This is a genomic window from Streptomyces sp. NPDC045998 (genome assembly GCF_056430285.1).
The window spans coordinates 44996-65121 of the sequence record NZ_JBWKLJ010000006.1 but is presented as its reverse complement, the minus strand read 5'-3'; the positions used below and the strand labels follow the sequence as shown (position 1 = coordinate 65121).

15 protein-coding genes and 1 tRNA gene are annotated in these 20126 nt (G+C 73.1%); 8 read left to right on the top strand and 8 right to left on the bottom strand.

Annotated features, from left to right (window positions below; translation table 11 throughout):
- Nucleotides 1–436 precede the first annotated feature (436 nt).
- Together AC07FJ_RS18975 and AC07FJ_RS18970 are read left to right on the top strand one after the other, a co-directional pair.
- Entirely contained in the window at nt 437–1738 is a 1302-nt protein-coding gene (locus tag AC07FJ_RS18975; RefSeq protein ID WP_479050300.1) for an extracellular catalytic domain type 1 short-chain-length polyhydroxyalkanoate depolymerase, read from the top strand.
- 140 nt (nt 1739–1878) lie between these two features.
- Nucleotides 1879–3360: an MFS transporter gene (locus AC07FJ_RS18970; RefSeq protein ID WP_479050848.1), complete on the top strand. Its 1482-nt coding sequence runs from the start codon at nt 1879–1881 to the stop codon at nt 3358–3360.
- Between the two features lie 23 nt (nt 3361–3383).
- Here AC07FJ_RS18970 and AC07FJ_RS18965 read toward each other — a convergent pair whose 3' ends face one another.
- The 6 genes from AC07FJ_RS18965 to AC07FJ_RS18940 form a co-directional block, all read right to left on the bottom strand.
- Nucleotides 3384–4568: a vWA domain-containing protein gene (locus AC07FJ_RS18965; protein WP_479050298.1), complete on the bottom strand. Its 1185-nt coding sequence runs from the start codon at nt 4566–4568 to the stop codon at nt 3384–3386.
- A gap of 10 nt (nt 4569–4578) precedes the next feature.
- Entirely contained in the window at nt 4579–5769 is a 1191-nt protein-coding gene (locus AC07FJ_RS18960; protein WP_479050847.1) for an AAA family ATPase, read from the bottom strand.
- A 119-nt stretch (nt 5770–5888) separates the two neighbouring features.
- On the bottom strand, nt 5889–7601 hold the full coding sequence (locus tag AC07FJ_RS18955; RefSeq protein ID WP_479050296.1) for an ankyrin repeat domain-containing protein: 1713 nt from the start codon (nt 7599–7601) through the stop codon (nt 5889–5891).
- Nucleotides 7598–8737: a leucine-rich repeat domain-containing protein gene (locus AC07FJ_RS18950; protein WP_479050294.1), complete on the bottom strand. Its 1140-nt coding sequence runs from the start codon at nt 8735–8737 to the stop codon at nt 7598–7600. Before AC07FJ_RS18950 ends, AC07FJ_RS18955 begins: the two co-directional genes overlap by 4 nt.
- A gap of 121 nt (nt 8738–8858) precedes the next feature.
- Nucleotides 8859–8934: transfer RNA gene (locus AC07FJ_RS18945), tRNA-OTHER, on the bottom strand.
- A gap of 112 nt (nt 8935–9046) precedes the next feature.
- A complete protein-coding gene (locus AC07FJ_RS18940; RefSeq protein WP_361423359.1) occupies nt 9047–9652 on the bottom strand; it encodes a Type-2Aa cytolytic delta-endotoxin in 606 nt (201 codons plus the stop codon).
- A gap of 155 nt (nt 9653–9807) precedes the next feature.
- Between AC07FJ_RS18940 and dnaK the strand changes: the two genes are divergently transcribed.
- The gene (gene dnaK / locus AC07FJ_RS18935) at nt 9808–11670 is read left to right on the top strand and encodes a molecular chaperone DnaK (protein ID WP_479050291.1); all 1863 of its coding nucleotides are present in this window, start codon (nt 9808–9810) and stop codon (nt 11668–11670) included.
- Nucleotides 11667–12257: a nucleotide exchange factor GrpE gene (grpE, locus tag AC07FJ_RS18930; protein WP_479050289.1), complete on the top strand. Its 591-nt coding sequence runs from the start codon at nt 11667–11669 to the stop codon at nt 12255–12257. Before dnaK ends, grpE begins: the two co-directional genes overlap by 4 nt.
- Before the next feature lie 105 nt (nt 12258–12362).
- Here the strand turns inward: grpE and AC07FJ_RS18925 are convergent, their stop codons facing one another.
- Nucleotides 12363–14585: an NADP-dependent isocitrate dehydrogenase gene (locus AC07FJ_RS18925; protein WP_479050287.1), complete on the bottom strand. Its 2223-nt coding sequence runs from the start codon at nt 14583–14585 to the stop codon at nt 12363–12365.
- A 346-nt stretch (nt 14586–14931) separates the two neighbouring features.
- Between AC07FJ_RS18925 and AC07FJ_RS18920 the strand changes: the two genes are divergently transcribed.
- From AC07FJ_RS18920 to AC07FJ_RS18905, 4 genes are read left to right on the top strand one after another with little or no spacing between them, the layout of a single operon-like run.
- On the top strand, nt 14932–17274 hold the full coding sequence (locus AC07FJ_RS18920) for a sensor histidine kinase (RefSeq protein ID WP_479050285.1): 2343 nt from the start codon (nt 14932–14934) through the stop codon (nt 17272–17274).
- A complete protein-coding gene (locus AC07FJ_RS18915) occupies nt 17271–17678 on the top strand; it encodes a roadblock/LC7 domain-containing protein (protein WP_479050283.1) in 408 nt (135 codons plus the stop codon). Before AC07FJ_RS18920 ends, AC07FJ_RS18915 begins: the two co-directional genes overlap by 4 nt.
- Nucleotides 17675–18040, top strand: coding sequence for a DUF742 domain-containing protein (locus tag AC07FJ_RS18910; RefSeq protein WP_361423341.1), 366 nt, complete (start codon nt 17675–17677; stop codon nt 18038–18040). Before AC07FJ_RS18915 ends, AC07FJ_RS18910 begins: the two co-directional genes overlap by 4 nt.
- Nucleotides 18027–18623, top strand: coding sequence for a GTP-binding protein (locus AC07FJ_RS18905; RefSeq protein ID WP_479050281.1), 597 nt, complete (start codon nt 18027–18029; stop codon nt 18621–18623). The genes AC07FJ_RS18910 and AC07FJ_RS18905 overlap by 14 nt, the downstream gene beginning before the upstream one ends.
- 3 nt (nt 18624–18626) lie before the next feature.
- Here the strand turns inward: AC07FJ_RS18905 and AC07FJ_RS18900 are convergent, their stop codons facing one another.
- Nucleotides 18627–19871 (bottom strand): Tm-1-like ATP-binding domain-containing protein, encoded by a 1245-nt coding sequence (locus AC07FJ_RS18900; protein WP_479050279.1) that lies wholly within the window; start codon nt 19869–19871, stop codon nt 18627–18629.
- Nucleotides 19872–20126 lie beyond the last annotated feature (255 nt).

The following is a 20126-nucleotide window of genomic DNA, read 5'->3' as shown; positions in this document are numbered from 1 at the left end:
TCCAGGAAAGGTCGCGGCCGACGCCGCAGCGGTCGGCCGGGTCGCTCTTCCCTGACGCGCCTCAGGGGCCCGGTGCCGGGGCTGTGAAGCCCGGCACTGGAAGCATGAACGGAAAGTTTCTGAAAGCCCTTACTGCGACGGCAAGTTACTCCGCGACGGCGCCCGCGTAAAGAAGGTGAACGGAAAACGACCTCCGGGCCCGGACCCGCACCCGCACCCGCACCCGCACCCGCACCCGCGCCGAAGGCCGACCGGCCGTAGCAGCCGCGCCGCACCCGGCGCAATCCCCCGGCGGTCGGCATGCGGCCACCGGACTGTGGGGGCCCGTGCCATACACCGTCGTACGAGGGCGACTTACGGTTCCGCTCACCCGGGCCGCCCGCGGCCGATCGCGGCGCGGGCCGCCCGGGGCATCGCATGCCATCGAGGAGCCGCCATGCACACCCCTCTCCCCCACGCATCCCACACACCCCACCCGCCCCTCTCACCCCAGGCGCCGCTGCGCGCGGCCCAGCGCCTGTGGGCCGGCGTGGCCGTCCTGGTCATGGCGGTCGCCGCGGTACTGACCGGGCCGGTCCCCGCCGCCGGCGCCGCAGCCGTCCCGCTCACCCCGGTCACCGGCTTCGGGACCAACCCCGGGCAGCTGTCGATGTACGTCCACCGCCCCGCGTCCCTGCCCGCCAACCCTCCCCTGGTGGTGGCGCTGCACGGCTGCACGCAGGGCGCGCAGGCGTACGCGGACCACTCCGGGCTTCCCGAACTCGCCGCCCGCGCCGGGTTCCTGCTCGTCCTCGCGGAGCAGTCGTCGGCCAACAACGCCAACAAGTGCTTCAACTGGTTCCAGACCTCGGACAGCCGGCGCGGCCAGGGCGAAGCCGCGTCGATCCGTCAGATGGTCGCGCACGCCGTCGCGTCGTACGGCGCCGATCCGAAGCGGGTGTACGTCACGGGGCTGTCCGCCGGGGGCGCGATGACGTCCGTCCTGCTCGCCGCCTACCCGGACGTCTTCGCCGCCGGGGCCGTCGTCGCGGGGCTGCCGTACGACTGCGCCCGGGACGTGGCGTCCGCGTACTCCTGCATGAACCCCGGTGTGGACCTGACGCCCGCCCAGTGGGCGCAACGCGTGCGCGACGCCCACCCCGCGTGGACCGGGCCGTGGCCGCGCGTCGCGGTCTGGCACGGAGACCGGGACACGACGGTCGTGCCGCGCAACGCGGACGAGCTGCGCGACCAGTGGACCGCCGTGCACGGGCTGGGACAGACCCCCACCCGTACGTCCCTGATCGGCACCAACGCGACGCGCCACGAGGAGTACGCGGCGGCCGACGGGTCCGTCACCGTCGAGGTGAACCGGGTTCCGGGCATCGGCCACGGCACGCCCGTCGATCCGGGTACCGGGGAGCGGCAGTGCGGCTCGACGTCGGCCGCGTACTTCCTCGACTCGATCTGCTCCAGCCACTGGATCGCGGCGTTCTTCGGCCTGACGGACGCGGGCGGCGGGACGCCCCCGCCGGACCCCGGCCCCGGCCCCGGTCCCGGCCCGGACCCGGTGCCCGCATCGTGCTGGACGAGCAGCAACTACCAGCACGTCCAGGCCGGTCGCGCCACGACGAACGGCGGCTACGCCTTCGCAAAGGGCTCGCAGCAGAACATGGGCCTGTACAACACCTTCGTCACGCACACCCTGAAGGAGTCGCCGACCGGCTGGTACAGCCTCGCCGACGGCGCCTGCCCCTGAGGCCCCGGCCCCGGCCCCGGTCCTCCTTGATCGAGTGGTGACGCCTCCGCCCCGGTCGTACCGTCGAATGGGTGAACGGCAAGCCACTGACCTCAGGGACCGAGTCCGCCGCCGCCCGTCGACGTGGCGGCGGCAAGGGCATGGCGCTCCTCGTCATCGCGTCGTGCCAGCTGATGGTGGTGCTCGACATCACGATCGTGAACATCGCGCTGCCGCACATCCAGCGTTCGCTGGAGTTCTCGACGACGAACCTGTCGTGGGTGGTCAACGCGTACACGCTCACCTTCGGCGGCCTGCTGCTGCTCGGCGGCCGCGCGGGCGACATCCTCGGCCGGCGGCGGGTGTTCGTCTTCGGCGTGCTGCTGTTCGTCCTCGCCTCACTGCTGGGCGGACTGGCCCAGAACGGCGGGCAGTTGCTGGCCGCGCGGGCGCTGCAGGGCGTCGGCGGGGCCATCTCCTCGCCGACCTCGCTCGCCCTGATCAGTACGACCTTCGAGGAGGGCCGGGAGCGCAACCGGGCCTTCGGCGTCTTCGCCGCGGTGTCGGCGGGCGGCGGGGCCATCGGCCTGCTGGCGGGCGGCATGCTCGTCTCGTGGCTCGACTGGCGCTGGGTGTTCTTCGTCAACGTGCCGATCGGGCTGCTCATCGTCCTGGCCACTCCCCGCTGGATCCGCGAGTCCGAGCGCCATCCCGGCAACTTCGACGTCACGGGCGCGCTGAGCTCGACGCTCGGCATGGTGCTGCTGGTGTACGGGTTCATCCGCGCCGCTCAGGACGGCTGGGGCGACGGGCTGACCGTGGCGTCGTTCGCCGCCGCGGTGGTGGCCCTGGTGGTCTTCGTCCTCGTGGAGCGGCGGTCGCGGCAGCCGATCACGCCGCTGCACATGTTCGCCGACCGCAACCGGGCGGGCACGTACGGGATCATGCTGAGCCTCGCCGCCGCCATCTTCGGCATGTTCTTCTTCCTGACGCTCTTCGTGCAGAACGTCCTCGACTTCAGCCCGCTGGCGGCCGGGCTGGCGTTCCTGCCCATCAGCGCGATCATCGCGGTCGGCGCGGGCGTCGCCTCGCAGCTGCTGCCGAAGTACGGACCGAAGCCGTTCATGGTGGTCGGCGCGCTGCTGTGTGCGGCGGGGCTGGCCTGGCTGACGCTGACCGACGTGCACTCCACCTACCTGGGCAGCGTCCTGGGGCCGATGCTCGTCTTCGGCATGGGCATGGGGATGCAGTTCGTGTCGCTGACGCTGATGGCGCTGTCGAACGTGCCCGTCCACGAGTCGGGGGCGGCGTCCGGGCTGCTCAACGCCACCCAGCAGGTGGGCGGTTCCCTCGGTCTGTCCATCCTGGTGACGATGTTCGGCACGGCCAGCTCCAACGAGGCGAACCGGCAGATCCCGGCGTACCTGGCCCAGGCGACGCCCGCGGAGCGGCTGCGTTTCCAGCGCACGCACGAGCTGCCGCCGCCGTGGGCCGACCAGGTGCTGACGTCCGGCGTCTCGGCGGCGTTCATCCTGGCGGCGGTGTTCACGGTGGTCGCCGCGCTGATCGCCGTCCTGGTCATCCAGGTGCGACCGTCGGATCTGGAACGCCTCCAAGGCGGCGTGGGCCCCGGACAGCTGTGAGGTTCAGCCCCGTTCGGCCCCGCTCAGCCCCCGGGGACGCGTACGGTCTCCACCCAGGCGGGCGGCTCGGGGGCGTCCGCGCCGATGAGGGCGGCGATCAGGCGGCAGGAGGGCGTCTCGTCGGGCCAGGGGGTGAAGCCGTCGGTGAGGACGATGACGATGTTCGGCCGGTCGGGCGCGGCGAGCGCGCTCGCGATGCCGACGCGCATGTCGGTGCCCCCACCGCCGCCGAGGGCGATCTGGTCGGTGGACGTCACCCGCGAGACGGCGTGCACGTCGGCGTCGCAGGCGAGCACGGTGACGCGGTTGCCGCGTACGCCGACCTCCCGCAGCACGCCGGTGATCTCCGCGAGCGCGGCGGCGAGGTCGTCGTCGCCCATCGAGCCCGAGGTGTCGATGACGACGGCGACGCGCGGCAGCGGGCGGCGCAGGCTCGGCAGGACGACCCCGCGCAGGGCGGGGGTGCGGCGCGAGGGGCGGCGGTAGGTGTAGTCGACGGCGCCGCCCGCCCAGGCGGCCGCTTCGCGCACCGCTCCCCGCAGGGCCTGGCGCCAGTCGACGGTGGGCTCCAGGACCTCGTCGGCCCAGCGCTGCCAGCCGGCGGGCAGGGTGCCGCGGCTGCGCCGGTGGGCGCGCATGGCCTCGGCGGTGTGCCGCCGCAGCGCCTGCGCCTCGGCCTCGCCGAGCCGCGCGGGGCTGCCGTCGGTGCCGGGCAGCTCCCAGGGCAGCGGCTTGCCGTGAGCGCCGGAGCCGCAGTCGTGCGTGCGGACGTCGGGCGGCAGCGTCGTCACGTACTCCTCGAAGAGCCTGCCCGTCGGCAGGCCGAAGAGCCGGGGCTCCATGCGGCCGGCCGGGAGCGGGAGGCCGTCGGCGAGGAGGTCGTCGTTGATCTCGCAGTCCTGGGCGACGTTGACGCGGTGGTGGTCGCGCTGGTCGGCGGCGGGGAGCCGGCCCGCCCGGCCGTGGTGGTCGCGCAGCAGGTGGGCCACCTCGTGGATCCAGACGGCGGCGAGTTCCGCGACGGGCGTCGCCTCCACGAAGGCGGGCGACACGTAGCACCGCCAGTGCCGGTCCACGCCCATGGTGGGTACGTCGCGGCTGGGCACGACCGTCAGCGCGTAGAGCGCGGAGGCGAGGTAGGGGCGGTCGCTCGCGGCCCGGTAGCGGGCGGCGAGCAGCTTCGTCGTGTCCAGGCGCGGCGCGGCCACGTCGGGGGCCTCAGCCGCTGCCGGGCAGGGCGCCGGACAGCTGGAGCAGGTCCAGGAAGCCGTCGATGCCGGGCGGTACGGGCCAGGCGGTGTCCCGCAGGGCCGCGAGGTCCACGGCGGCACGGGCCGCCACGTCGGGCACGCCCGCGTCGACCGCCTTCGCCAGCACGGCCCAGCCGGCCTCCCAGCGCTCGCGGGTGAGGTCGCTCTGGATGGCGGACACGATCGCGATGAGGAAGGCGAGCTGCCGGTCGCCGCGGCCCGGCAGGGAGAAGGCGTCCGGGTCGGCGAGGACCCGGTCGGGGTCGGGCAGGTCGAGGTGCTCCAGGTACGACAGCAGCTCGATGCCCGCGCCGTCGCCGACCGCGCCGGTGAGCGCCGCCGCCACCGCCTCGCGCCCGGCGCCGGTGGCGTACCCTGCGGCGAGCAGCCGCAGCGCCATCTCCCAGGTGCGGGGCGACGGCCAGGCCCGGCCCCGGGCCTCGGCGTCGCCGGGGATGTGGTGGGCGAGGCCCGGGCGGGCGGTGAGGAAGCCGGAAATCGCGCCGCGGGCGCGCGCGACCGCGCCCGGCGCCTTGGCGGGGTCGACGACGGGAACGGTCATCGCCGGCCACGTCCCGGCCATGCCGCGGGCCACGGTGCGCGGGTCGTGCGTCCAGTGGAGGTGGACGAAGCGGTTGGCCAGCGGCGGGCTGAGGTGCCAGCCGTCGGCGGCGCTGGAGGGCGGGTTGGCGGCGGCGACGATGCGTACCGACTCGGGCAGGACCAGGCTGCCGACGCGGCGTTCGAGGACGACGCGCAGGAGCGCGGCCTGCACGGCGGGCGGCGCGGAGGACAGCTCGTCGAAGAACAGCAGCCCGCGCCCTGCCTTGGCGAGCCGCACGGCCCAGTCGGGCGGGGCCATGGGAACGCCGGTGGTGGCGGGGTCGTCGCCGACGATGGGCAGGCCGGCGAAGTCGGACGGCTCGTGGACGCTGGCGATGACGGTCTCCAGCGGGAGGCCGAGACCGGCGGCGAGCTGCTCCAGTCCGGCCGACTTGCCGATGCCGGGCTCGCCCCACAGCAGGACGGGCTGGTTGGCCGTCACCGCGAGGGCGAGGGCCTCCAGTTGGGGGTTGGCGGAGGGCTCGGTGCGGGTGGCGCTCAGCCTGCGGTTGAGCGCGTCGGCGGCGGCGAGGGGGTCGGCGGCGCGGCGCGGCACGCCGTCGGCGCCCGGGGCGCGGCCCGGGACCCGGTCCGTGACGGGGCGGTCCGTGGCGCGGTGGGCCTCGTGGTAGTCCGTGCGGCCGGCCTCACGGCCGGTGGTGCGGTCGGTGGTGCTCACCAGTCCTCGATCTCCTCGCCGTCGAAGTCCTCCCACCAGTCGGCGCCGAGGCCGGGGTGCTCCTCCTCCAGCCGCTCCTTGAGGAACGCCAGGTCGGCCCGCTGGTACTGCATGATGAACTGCTCCACCGACAGCTCCATGCTGTCGACGACGTCGAGGCGGGCCCCGGCGTCGACGAGCGCCTGCACCAGGGCGGGCGACCCGCGCTCCACCACCGCCGTGAGCAGGGGCGTGCGGTCCAGCAGCTCCCGTGCCTCCAGGTCGACGCCCGCCGCCAGCAGCCGGGGCAGCAGCGTCTCGTGGTCGAGGTGCGGCAGCATGTGCAGGAGCGTGCGCCTGCCGCCGTCGCGCACCTTGGGGTCGACGCCCGCGTCGAGGAGCTCCAGGACGCCCGGGGTGTCGCCGTGCTGGGCCCGCAGGAACAACTCCTGCCGCTGGGCGCGCAGGGCCCGGGGCAGGCGGCCCTCGCCGGACGTCCACACCTGCTGCGCGGCGAAGCAGCCCGCGACGGCGCCGCCGAAGGCGCGCAGGGCGCGTTCGCGCTGCCGCTCCTCCTCGGTGTGCGGCATGCTCAGCTCCCCGTCGCGGGAGACCACTTGGTGCCACTCGCCACGGCACCGGACCCGTACGGGCTCGGGGGCGGTCGGGCCGGGCGGTCCGACGGGGCCGTCCGCCGGCGGCAGGCCGGGCAGCAGGGACGCGGCGACCAGCGGGTGCAGGTGCCGGGGTTCGACGCCGCCGGCCCGCAGCAGGGCGATGTCGGCGGGCAGGCGCCACAGGGCCTCGGGCAGCTTCGGGAGGTCTCCGGGACCGTATCGGGGACGCTCGGCGACGCTCACCCGCAGGCCGCCGTCGGGCGTGAGCTCCAGGTGCACCGCGCTGCTCCAGCCGTGGAGGATCTGGAGGCGGTCGGTGCCGAGCGCGTCGGCGAGCCCGCGTGCCTCGGGCTTCAGCCGCGCGAGGTTGAGCGGAAGGCCGGCCAGGACCCCTACGGGATTGATGGCGGACCGGTAGTTCTTCGTGGGCGGCGGAGTCAGGTCCAGCTCGATGCCCGCGGCGGCGAAGGCGTCCTCCAGGTCACCCGCCGTGTGGTGCAGGACGAGCCACTCGGTGCGGGCCGCCGGGTCGTCGGGGCCCGGGTCGGTCGCGGGCAGTTCGGCGGTGGTGCGGGGCGTGCCGTCGGGGTGGAGGAACGGCGCCCGGTCGGGGCCGCCGCCGCAGCGCTCGCGCAGGTCGGCGGCGTACCGCGCGTCCCACAGGTGCCGTGCGGTCGTCCAGTCCACGAGGGTGGCGCCGTCGGGCACGGGCCTCAGCCGCAGGGTGAGCCGCTGCGGCCCGTAGGCCATGGCGGGCGTGGTGATCTGGAGGTGCGGTACGTCGGGGAGTTCGGGCGCGCCGTGGCGGGAGAGGAGGACGGTCAGGCCCGCCTCGAGGGTCGTGCGTCCGCCGAGCAGCCGGGGCAGGTGCCAGCGCAGCAGGTCCGGCGCGAGGTGGCGCAGGTCCTCCTCGACGGCGGCGGCGACGTCGGCGCCGTACGCGGCGGCGGCCTCGGCGAGGTCGAAGGCGACGCGGACGTTGGCCGTCGCGCAGGCGGCGGCCCAGTCGCCGGCCAGGCGGTGCTCGGTGGCGCGCTCGATCATCCACCGGGGTACGGCGTAGCGGCGGATGCCCCGCCAGGAGGCCGCCTCGTCGGCCGCGAGGGCGATCACCGGTAGACGCTCCCTATCGCTCGCAGGTCGGGGTGGGTGCGGGCGGCGGGCCGCAGGCGCGCGGCGAAGGAACGCTTCACCTTGCGCGGCAGGCCGGGGCCCAGGCCGACGTACTCCAGCGGGGTGTGGTCGGGTACGGCGGCGAGCAGGGTCTTGGCGCCCCGGCCGGTGAGGCCAGTGTGGCCGAGCTCCAGGCGGCGCAGGGGGCTGCCGGGCAGGGCGGCGGCGAGGGCGCGTACGCCGTCGTCGCCGGTGGCGTTGGCGGGGGCGCCGAGGCTGCGCTCGGAGCGGGGGCGGCCGAGGTCGAGGGACTCGATGGAGCCGAGCGCGTCGGCGAGGGCGCGCGCTCCGGCGGGGCCGATGCCGTTGCCGCCGAGGCCCAGGTGGACGGGGCTGGTCGCGTCGGCGGCGGCCGCGGCGAGGACGGCGGCGCCCTCGTCGCCGAGGTGGTTGGCGGGCAGGTACAGCTCCCGTACGCCCGCGTCGCGGATGAGTGCGGCGAGCAGCGGGGCGGCGTCGGCGGTCAGGCCGTTGCCGCCGAGGAAGAGGCGCTCCACGGGCCGGGGCCGCTCGGTGAGGGCGTCGAGCAGGGCGCGCAGGCCGTCGGTGGTGAGGCCGGTGTTGACGAGGTCGAGGGTGCGCAGCGCGGTGTTGCGCCGGAGCATGGCGGCGAGCGCGCGGGCGCCGTCGTCGCCGACCGGGTTGCGCTTGAGCCAGAGGGCGCGGACGCCCGTGTCCGCGGCCAGGCGGTCGGCGAGCGCGGCGGCGCCCTGGGGGCCGATGCGGTTGCAGCCGAGGTAGAGGGTGTGCAGGCCGTGGGACCCGTCGGCGAGCGCGTCGGCGACGGTGCGGGCGCCGTCGTCCCCGATGGAGTTGGTGCCGAGCAGGATGTGCGCGGCGTGCGGGGACGAGGCCGCGACGGGCATCAGGCGGGCGGCGCCCGCCGGTCCGAGTCCCTGCTTGCACAGGTCGACGCGGCCGTCCGCGCGTACGGTGCCGAGCGGGAAGGTCTCGTCGGTCTCGACGGGCCGCGCCGAGCGGAGCCGGTCGAGCACCGGTCCCAGGTCCGCCGGGTCGGCGAGGGGAATGTCCGGGTGCTCGATCGCGGGGCAGCGTACGGGCGTTGGCTGCGTCATCACCACTCCACCGGTCCCGCGCCGGGAGTCCGGGGCCCGGCGGAACCGGCATCGCCGTCCGCCCGCCGCTCCGGACGAACCGACGCCATCGACGTTCTTCCACGACTAACACGACTAAGGGTGGCAAGACCGGTCGGATTCGAACCGACGTCCTCCTGCTCGCTGCGTGGGCGCGACGACCTCTGCGCTACAGCCTTGCCGGGCGTGATCATAGCGCGTGTTGACGCGTACGCGATCACGGGGCGGGACCGGCCCGCCCCGGGGTTCCCGGGGGCGGGCCGGCGGCCGGAGGCCGGAGGCCGGACGGGGTCAGGCCGGGGTACCGGCGGTCTCCAGGGGCTGTCGTACGGCGATGGCGTTGACGCGCAGGTGGCACTGCGCGGTGTCGCCCACGCTCAGCGCCCGCAGCTTCTCCCCGCCCAGCCCCAGCGTCGCGTTGAGGCAGAGGGCGACGGCGTACAGGTGGTCGCCGGTCTCCTCGTCCTGGAGCGCGAACAGCACGTTGTAGTAGTAGCTCGTGCGGTCCTCGCCCTCCTCGTAGAAGGAGAGGTGCGTGCCCTCCTGCTCCCCCAGGCCGACGAAGGCGCCGGTGAACGCCTCCTCGACCTTCGCCCAGAAGCTCTCGTTGGCGAACGGCTGCCCCAGCGCCTGGCGCACGGCCTCGGTGAGGGAGAGCACCATGACGCTGACGGGTGCGGTCTCCTGGAGGCCCCAGCCGCGGATGATCTTCACGGTGGAGCCGTTCGGGATGGCGCTCGCCGCCCGGCTGATCTCCCCGAAGTCGAAGTTCACGGTCGCCGGGGCGATGGCGTGCTGGAACGCGCCCTCGATGCCCCGCGCCTGCTCCCGATGGGACGGCCCCACCTCGAAGACCGGCTTGAAGGTCGTCTTCTCCGCAGCGGGCTGTTCGGCCATGGCTGCTCCTCATGTGTCGTAAGGGGTCGCGCCGCAGCGAAGTATGCACCCCCGTCGGCGGTCCATCATCAGGGGCCCGGCGCCGCGTCGGATCGGACCGGCCTTGACATGGCATTCGCGGTGTTTTATCCAGATCGTGAGGAGGTGCGCTCCCCATGGCACGTGCAGTGGGTATCGACCTCGGTACGACGAACTCCGTGGTCAGCGTTCTGGAAGCCGGTGAGCCGACCGTCATCACCAACACCGAGGGCGCGAGGACCACGCCGTCGGTGGTCGCCTTCGCGAAGAACGGCGAGGTGCTGGTCGGCGAGGTGGCCAAGCGGCAGGCCGTCACCAACGTGGACCGGACCGCGCGTTCGGTCAAACGCCACGTGGGCGACGCGCACTGGCGGTTCCCGGAGCACGGCGACATCGACGGCAAGCGCTACACCGCGCAGGAGATCTCCGCACGCGTCCTGCAGAAGCTGAAGCGGGACGCGGAGGCGTACCTGGGCGAGGACGTGTCGGACGCGGTCGTCACGGTCCCGGCGTACTTCAACGACGCGCAGCGGACCGCCACCAAGGAGGCCGGCGCGATCGCGGGCCTGAACGTCCTGCGCATCATCAACGAGCCGACCGCCGCGGCGCTCGCCTACGGCCTGGACAAGGAGGACCAGACGATCCTCGTCTTCGACCTCGGGGGCGGCACCTTCGACGTGTCGCTGCTGGAGATCGGCGACGGCGTGGTGGAGGTGAAGGCCACCAACGGCGACACGCACCTCGGTGGTGACGACTGGGACCAGCGCGTCGTCGACCACCTGGTCAAGCAGTTCAAGAACGGTCACGGCATCGACCTGTCCAAGGACAAGATGGCCCTCCAGCGCCTCCGCGAGGCCGCCGAGAAGGCCAAGATCGAGCTGTCGGCCGCGACCGAGACGACGATCAACCTGCCCTACATCACGGCGTCCGCCGAGGGCCCGCTGCACCTGGACGAGAAGCTCACGCGCGCCCAGTTCCAGCAGCTCACCGCGGATCTGCTGGAGCGCTGCAAGACCCCCTTCCACAACGCGATCAAGGACGCGGGCATCAAGCTCTCCGACATCCACCACGTGATCATGGTGGGCGGTTCGACGCGTATGCCGGCGGTGACCGAGCTGGTCAGGGAGCTGACCGGGAAGGACCCGCACAAGGGTGTGAACCCGGACGAGGTCGTCGCGATCGGCGCCTCGCTCCAGGCCGGTGTCCTCAGGGGCGAGGTCAAGGACGTCCTGCTGCTCGACGTCACCCCGCTGTCCCTCGGCATCGAGACCAAGGGCGGCATCATGACCAAGCTCATCGAGCGCAACACCACGATCCCGACCAAGCGCTCGGAGATCTTCACGACGGCCGAGGACAACCAGCCGTCGGTGCAGATCCAGGTCTACCAGGGCGAGCGCGAGATCGCGGCGTACAACAAGAAGCTCGGCATGTTCGAGCTGACGGGCCTGCCGCCGGCCCCGCGCGGCGTCCCGCAGATCGAGGTCTCCTTCGACATCGACGCCAACGGCATCATGCACGTGACCGCCAAGGACCTGGGCACGGGCAAGGAGCAGAAGATGACCGTCACCGGCGGCTCCTCGCTGCCGAAGGACGACATCGACCGCATGATGCGCGAGGCGGAGCAGTACGCGGAGGAGGACCACCGCCGCCGCGAGGCCGCCGAGACCCGCAACCAGGGCGAGCAGCTCGTCTACCAGACCGAGAAGTTCCTCAAGGACAACGAGGACAAGGTCCCGGGCGAGGTGAAGACCGAGGTCGAGTCCGCGCTCGCCGAACTGAAGGAGAAGCTGAAGGGCGAGGACACCACGGAGATCCGCACCGCCACCGAGAAGGTCGCGGCCGTCTCCCAGAAGCTCGGCCAGGCCATGTACGCCGACGCCCAGGCCGCGGGCGGGGCCGCCGGTGCCGGTGAGGCTCCGGGCGCGGCCCAGGGCGGTGCGGACGACGTGGTCGACGCCGAGATCGTCGACGACGACAAGCCGAAGGGGGACACGGGGTGAACCGCCTGACCGACGTCTCCCGCGGCCCCGGCCCGCCGCTGATGATCACCGGTACGGGCCGGCGGCCCGACGCGCCCCGGGACAGCGCTCCCGCGTCCCGGCCTTCCGAGGGCCTCGCGGCGCTCCGGGACGCCGAACTCCAGGCGGCCCTGCGCGAACGCACGGCCGACCTCCAGCGACTGAAGGCCGAGTACGACAACTACCGCAAGCGCGTGCACCGTGACCGGGCCGCCGTCCACGAGATCGCGGTGGCCAACGTCCTCACCCGCCTCCTGCCGGTGCTCGACGCCCTCGACGCGGCCACCGACCAGGGCGAGGTGACCGGCGGCTTCCAGCGGGTCACGCGGGCGCTGGAAGCGGAGCTGACCGCGCTGGGCCTGCGGCCCGTGGGCGCGGTGGGCGACGCGTTCGACCCCGTGGTGCACGAGGCCGTCTCGTACCACCCGTGCGGCTGGTTCGACCTCCCCACGTGCACCGTCGTCCTGCGGCCGGGGTACGCGGTCGGCGACCATCTGCTGCGCCCGGCCCTGGTGGTCGTGGCGGGTCCGCCGCCGGGCCCGCGCGTGACCATCCGGTCCGGTCTCTGAGCGCCCCCCCGGGGGCGGACACGGGTCCGCCCCGGCCGGGCGGAATGCCTGGCCGGGGCGGAACACGCGGTACGCCGTGGGCGTCGCCTTGCGACGCCGAGGACGTCAGCCCAGGGTCGCGATCGCCTGGTTGAACGTCTCCGACGGGCGCATGACGGCGGCGCACTTGGCCGGGTCCGGGTGGTAGTAGCCACCGATCTCGACCGGCTTGCCCTGCACCGCGATCAGCTCGTCGACGATCTTCTGCTCGTTGTCGGTGAGCGTCTGGGCGAGCGGGGCGAACGCCTTCGCCAGCTCCGCGTCGTCGGTCTGCTTCGCCAGCTCCTGGGCCCAGTACAGGGCCAGGTAGAAGTGGCTGCCGCGGTTGTCGATGCCGCCGAGGCGGCGGGACGGCGACTTGTCCTCGTTGAGGAAGGTGCCGGTCGCGCGGTCGAGCGTGTCGGCGAGCACCTTGGCGCGGGCGTTGCCCGTGGTGTTCGCGAGGTGCTCGAAGCTGACCGCGAGGGCGAGGAACTCGCCCAGGCTGTCCCAGCGCAGGTAGTTCTCCTTGACCAGCTGCTGGACGTGCTTGGGCGCGGAGCCGCCGGCGCCCGTCTCGAACAGGCCGCCGCCGTTCATCAGCGGGACGACCGACAGCATCTTGGCGCTGGTGCCCAGCTCCAGGATGGGGAAGAGGTCCGTGAGGTAGTCACGGAGCACGTTGCCGGTGACGGAGATGGTGTTCTCGCCGCGGCGGATGCGCTCCAGGGAGAACTTCGTGGCCTCCACCGGGGACATGATCTCGATCTGCAGGCCCTCGGTGTCGTGCTCCGTGAGGTACTGCTTGACCTTGGCGATCAGCTGGGCGTCGTGCGCGCGGGTCTCGTCGAGCCAGAACACCGCCGGGTCGCCGGTGGCGCGGGCGCGGGTGACGGCGAGCTTGACCCAGTCCTTGATCGGCGCGTCCTTGGTCTGGCAGGCGCGGAAGATGTCGCCGGCCGAGACGGGCTGCTCCAGGACGACGTTGCCGGCCTGGTCGACGAGGCGGACGGTGCCGTTGCCGGCGATCTCGAAGGTCTTGTCGTGGCTGCCGTACTCCTCGGCCTTCTGCGCCATGAGGCCGACGTTCGGCACGGAGCCCATGGTCGACGGGTCGAAGGCGCCGTGGGCGCGGCAGTCGTCGATCACGGCCTGGTAGACGCCGGAGTAGCTGCTGTCCGGCAGGACCGCGAGGGTGTCGTGCTCCTGGCCGTCCGGGCCCCACATGTGGCCGGAGGTGCGGATCATGGCCGGCATGGAGGCGTCGACGATGACGTCGGACGGCACGTGCAGGTTGGTGATGCCCTTGTCGGAGTCGACCATCGCGAGCTCCGGGCCCTCGGCGAGCTCGGCCTCGAAGGACGCCTTGATCTCGGCACCCAGGTGCGGCACGCCGTCGAGGCCCTTGAGGATGGCGCCGAGACCGTCGTTCGGGGAGAGGCCGGCGGCGACCAGCGCCTCGCCGTACTTCGCGAACGTCTTCGGGAAGAAGGCGCGTACGACGTGACCGAAGACGATCGGGTCGGAGACCTTCATCATCGTGGCCTTCAGGTGCACGGAGAACAGCACACCCTCGGCCTTGGCGCGCTCGACCTGGGCCGAGAGGAACTCGCGCAGCGCGGCGGCGCGCATGACCGACGCGTCGACGACCTCGCCCGCGAGCACGGGGACCGACTCGCGCAGGACGGTGGTGGTGCCGTCCTCGCCGACGAACTCGATGCGCAGGGTGTCGTCCTGGGCGAGGACCGTGGACTTCTCGGTGGAGCGGAAGTCGTTCTGGCCCATGGTCGCGACGTTCGTCTTCGACTCGGGGCTCCACGCGCCCATGCGGTGCGGGTGGTTCTTCGCGTAGTTCTTGACCGACGCGGGAGCGCGGCGGTCGGAGTTGCCCTCGCGCAGGACGGGGTTGACCGCGCTGCCCTTGACCTTGTCGTAGCGGGCGCGGATCTCGCGCTCCTCGTCGGTCTTCGGGTCGTCCGGGTAGTCCGGGAGCGCGTAGCCCTGCTCGCGCAGCTCGGCGATGGCGGCCTTCAGCTGCGGGATGGACGCCGAGATGTTCGGCAGCTTGATGATGTTGGCCTCGGGGGTCTTGGCCAGGTCGCCCAGCTCGGCGAGGGCGTCGTCGATGCGCTGCCCCTCCTGCAGGTGCTCCGGGAAGACCGCGATGATCCGGCCCGCCAGGGAGATGTCACGCGTCTCCACGGTGACACCGGCCGTCGAGGCATACGCCTGCACCACGGGCAGGAACGAGTAGGTCGCCAGGGCCGGGGCCTCGTCAGTGTGCGTATAGATGATGGTCGAGTCAGTCACCGGGTGCTCCGCTCCACGTCTGCAACATTGCTCGACATCAAGATATCTCCTGATCGACCTGTTCTCGACAGGGGCCCGGGACCGGTGCGTGGCGGCGCGCCGCCGGAGGCGCATACCAGAAACCATCAAGGGAGGCAACGGCTCCATTTCTTTCCCTGGCTGGTTATGATCGGCATCCTTCTCGCTCGTCCCCACCGAAGCCGGACCCGGCCGTCCCCGAGCCCCTCCCCAGGGCTGTGCCGCACCCGGCTGCCGGCAGTCCCCGCCTTCTCCGCTCCGAGGACGGATGTCTCCCATAGAACCCGACGGTCCCCGCCCCCAGCCGAAGCCTCGTCGGCGGCGCCCCGTGCGCCTGCGCACCCTCCTCATCGCCCTCGCGGTGGTGCCCACCGTGGCGATGGGCACGCAGGTCGCCGTCACCGCGGACCGCCTGCTGGCCCAGTCGCACCACCTGCGCGCCGACGTGGCGGCCGGTGAGCGGATCGGCACCCCCCTGTTCGAGCTGATGGTCGAGATGCAGGCCGAGCGGGCGATGACCGCCGAGCGGTGGGCGGGCACCTCCCCGGCGGAGGCCGAGCTGCGCCGGCAGCGGGCGGCCACCGACCGGGCGGCGGAGGTGTTCCGCCGGGCCGCCACGGCGGACGGGGGCGCGCGCTCCGAGCAGGCCGACCGCCGGCTGCAGGAGGTGACGGAGGGTCTCGACGACCTGGGCGCCTACCGGGAACGCACCGACATCCGCAGCGGCACCGCCGACAGCGTGATCGTCTACTACAGCGGCGTGATCGGCCAGATGATCCGCTTCTACCAGGACGAGTTCAGCCACACCGAGGACGCCGAGCTGACGCTGGAGAGCCGGGTGGTCGTCACCATGTTCTCGGCGTCGGAGATGGTGGCGCGGCAGGACACGCTCCTCGCGCTGGCGGGCCCCTCCCGGGAGTTGAGCAACACCCGCTTCTCCGACTTCGTCAACGCCGTCGGCGCCCACCGCTATCTGTACGACACATGGGTCGTGCCGTACCTGGCACCCGACGAGAACGAGCTCTACGCGCAGCTCGTCGGTTCGGACGCCTGGCAGACCAAGGGCCGTATCGAGAACGCGGTCATGTCCGACCACAAGGACCTCGATTTCGGCGTGAAACTGCCCCGCGAGGTGAGCGGGTGGCGGGCCGCGCACGCGAAGTGGGCCCCGGAACTGAACGCGCTGAACGCCGAGCGTTCGCGGGCGCTGCTCGCCCACGCCAACGCCAAGGCGGACGAGCTGGAGACCGAGGTCACCTGGCTGATCGCGGGCAGCTCGGGCGCGCTGCTGCTGGTCGCGGCCGGTGTCGCGTTCACCACGCGTTCGGTGCTGCGGCGGCTGCGGCGGCTGCACGAGAGCACGGTGACCGTCGCCGAGCGGACGCTGCCGGACGTCGTGGCCCGGCTCCAGCGCGGCCGGCCGGTCGACGCCGACGCCCTGCCCCGGATCAGCGGGGACCAGGACGAAGTGGGGCGGATCAGCGACGCGTTCGCCCGGGTCGTCGAGGTCTCCGTGGACGGGCACCGGCAGCTGGCGGCGGAGCGCCACGGCTTCGGCATGTTCGCCTCGGGCATCGCCTCGCGCACCGGGAACCTGGTCAGCCGTCAGCTGACCCTGACCGAGGAGCTGCAGGACGCCTTCGGTCACGACGAGACCCTGCTGGCCCAGCTGATGCGGTCCGACCAGCTGACGGTCGGCATGCGGCGGCAGATCGAGAACCTGCTCATCCTGGCGGGCGGCGAGATCCCCGACCCGCACACCGAGCCCATGCGCGTCGCCGACCTGCTGCGCGAGGCGGCCGCCGAGGTCGAGGACTTCCGGCGGATCGAGCGGCAGGCGCTGGACGAGATCAGCGTGGAACCGCGGGTGATCAGCCAGATCAGCCACCTGCTGGCGGAGCTGCTGGACAACGCCACCCGGTTCTCCCCGCCGCGGTCGAAGGTCGTCATCCGGGCCGAACTCGTCGCCGACGGGCTGTCGGTCGAGATCGAGGACCGGGGGCCGCGCGTCACGCCGGCGGCGTACGAGGAGATGAACGGGCGCCTGCACTCGGCGCCGCCGTACGCCGTTCTCGCCGAGAACGCCCACCGGCTGGGCCTGTTCGTGGTCGGGCACCTCGCCGACCAGCTCGGGGCCCGGGTCACCCTGCGCAGGTCCGTGTACGGCGGCACGTCGGCGGTGGTGATCGTCCCGGCCGAGCACCTCGTCCCGACCGAACCCGAGCCCGGCCCCGGCCCCGTACGGCGGCCGGCGCCCGTGCCCGTGCCGCAGCGGCCCGAGCCGCGCCGCGCGGAGGAGCGCGTCGAGGAACGCGCCGAGGAGCGCAAGCCCGAGCTGGTGCTGCACGTCGGCGAGGCCGGCCTGCCGGTGCGCCGCAGACAGGACCGGCTCCCGGTGCGGGCGCAGAGCGCGTCCCAGGGCTCGGCCCGGGGCGCGTCCCAGGACCCGCCCGTGGACAGCGTGCCGGCGCCGCGGCAGGGCGGCGCCCGGCCCCCGCTGCCCGAGCGCGTACCCCAGACGCACATGGTCCAGCAGCTGCGCGAACCGCGCGCACCCGAAGCAACGGTCGCCCCCGACACGGCGACACCCGAGGAAGTGGCCGACGCCTGGTCGGACTACGAACACGGAACCCAGCAAGTCGAACAAGAGCTCCGACGGGATCAGCCATGACGACGGCATCGAACGACATGATCTACAGCGTCCTGGACAACAACCTGAGCCGGATCGCCGGCATCCAGGGCGCCGTGCTCCTCTCCAACGACGGCATCAAACTCAGCGCCTACCTGCTGGACCGGCCCCAGGCCGAGCGCGTCGCCGCGGCGGCCTCCGGCATCGCCGCCACGATGAAGGCGATCTCCCGGGAGATCGACGGCGGCCGGGTCATCCGCCAGCTGGTCGAGATGGACGACCGGTACCTGTGCATCGTCGGGTGCGGCGAGGGCAGCACCCTCATCGTCGTGACCTCCCGCAAGGCGCGACTGGGCGAGCTGGGCGGTGAGGCGGTGCGTACCGCCCAGGCCCTCGGCGAGTGGCTGGGCACACCGGAACGCACCCAGGCGCCCACATCGTCATGACGGACGAGCCGCAGGACGCGGGCCGCCGGCGGACGCGGCTGTACGCCCTCACCGACGGCCGTACGGCCGCTCCGCACACCGCCCTGACCATGGACACCACCATCACGGCGGCGGCCGCCGCGGACGCGCGGAGCGGCCTGCCCACGGAGTGGCAGGCCGTCCTGGCCATGTGCCCGCCGCCGAACGGTCTGGCGGTCGCGGAGATCGCCGCCCGGATGCACATGCGCCTGACTCCGACGACGCTGCTCCTCGGGGAACTCGCGGACCGCGGGCTGGTCCACCACCGGCCGCCCCTGGAGGAGTCCGAGACCACCAACACCCGCCTGCTCATGAGAATCAGGGACAACCTTGCCCGTATCTGACTCCTCCTCCCCGGACTCGTTCCCGGAAGCGGCCCCCGTCAAGATCCTCATCGCCGGGGGCTTCGGCGTGGGCAAGACGACCCTGGTCGAGACGGTCTCCGAGATCGAGCCGCTGCGCACCGAGGAGCGGCTGACGGCCGCGGGGATCGGCGTCGACGACCTCGCGGGCGTCGAGTCGAAGGCCGTGACGACCGTGGCGATGGACTTCGGCCGGATCACGCTCACCGACGCCGGTGTCGTCCTCTACCTCTTCGGTACGCCGGGCCAGGAGCGCTTCTGGTTCATGTGGGACGACCTGCTGAACGGCGCGCTCGGCGCGGTCGTCCTCGTCGACACCCGGCGCCTGGAGCGCAGTTTCGCGGCCGTCGACTTCTTCGAGAGCCGCGGGCTGCCCTTCGTGGTCGGCGCGAACTGCTTCCACGGCGAACAGCCGTACACCGCCGAGGAGATCAAGGCGGCGCTGCGGCTGCGCGACCCCGGCACCCCCGTCCTCCTGCTGGACGCGCGGCGCCGGGGCGACGTGCGCGAGACGCTGCTCTCGCTCATGGACCTGCTCATCGCCAGGTCGGAGACCCTCGTCTGAGGTTCACCGGTCGCCGATCATCCGGTGCAGCAGCTCGGAGGCGGCGCGGCCGAACGACGGGTCGTTGAGGTGCGTGCCCACCTCGACGACCTCGACCGCGCTGCCCCGCACGCCGTCCCGCAGGGCGTCGAAGAGCGCCTTGTCGGCGGCCGGGTCGTGGTACGGCCCGCCCGGCGCACCCAGCGTGGACAGCCCGCGCAGCGGTAGGCACAGGGCGGTCGGGCCGGTGGCGGCGCGCAGTTTGGCCGCGACGCGGCGGCCCAGTTCGGCGCACTCCTCCTCCGTCGTCCGCACCACCGTGATGGACGGGTTGTGTACGTGGACGTGCCGGTCGCGCATCCGCGCCGGGACGGTGTCCACGGGGCCGAACTTCACCATGTCGAGCGCGCCCGGGCTCACCACCTGCGGCACGCCGGCCCGCCCGGCGGCGGCGAGCCGGTCCGGCCCGGCGGTGAGGATGCCGCCGCACAAGTCGTCGGCGAGCTCGCAGACCGTCAGGTCCAGGACGCCGGCGAACAGCCGCTGCCCGGCCAGCGCTTCGAGGGTGCGGCCACCGGCGCCGCTGGCGTGGAACACGAGGACCTCGTAGCCGAGCTCGGTCATCCGCTCGCGGGCCGCGTCGACGCCCGGGGTGGTCACCCCCGCCATGCTCGCCGCGACCAGCGGCGCGCCGCCGTCCGCGCCCCACTCGGCGGGGACCAGCGCCCGGGAGGCCGCCGCGAAGCCCTCGGCCATGCCGGCGACCGCGTCGGCGGCGTTCGCGAGGATCGGGGCCGAGACCCGGTTCATCCCGGCGATGTCGACGACGCTGTACATCATGGTGATGTCGCTGGAACCGACGTACGGCGAGACGTCGCCCGCCGCCATCGAGGAGACCATCACCTTCGGCACCCCGAGCGGCAGGGCGCGCATCGCGCGGGTGGCGATGGAGGTGCCGCCGCTGCCGCCGATGGCCAGCACGCCGTGCAGCCGCCCCTCGCGGTGGAGCCGCAGGACGGTCGCCTCAGCGCCCCTGGCCATCGCCGTCACGGCCGCGCCCCGGTCGCCCCGGGCGCGGAGCGCCTCAAGGTCCACGCCGGCGGCCCGGGCCACCTCGGCGCGCCCCACGTCGGCGGGTATCCGCGGGGATCCGGCCACCCCCGTGTCGACGACCAGGACGTCCACGCCCCGCCGCAGCAGCCGCTCGCGCAGCCATCCGTACTCCAGCCCTTTGGTGTCCAGGGTCCCCACCAGTACGACCATCGTCATGACCGTACTTTCCAGCCGGGGAACCCCTCGCGGCAAGACCGCCCGCAGTGTCGCCGTCCGACTACCGACCGGAAACGTTCGGCCATCGAACGAAAGCCTACAAAGCCATATCACCTTGCGATCTAAGGGAAGTTGACGGTTCCTACCACTGGAGCGTCTGTTAGCCTGCCCGCTCCTGGATGTTCATCCACTCCCTTAGGTGTCCTTCGTGTACAGCACTCCCTTCTCCCCCCGAGAGGCCAGAGCGGCGCGAGC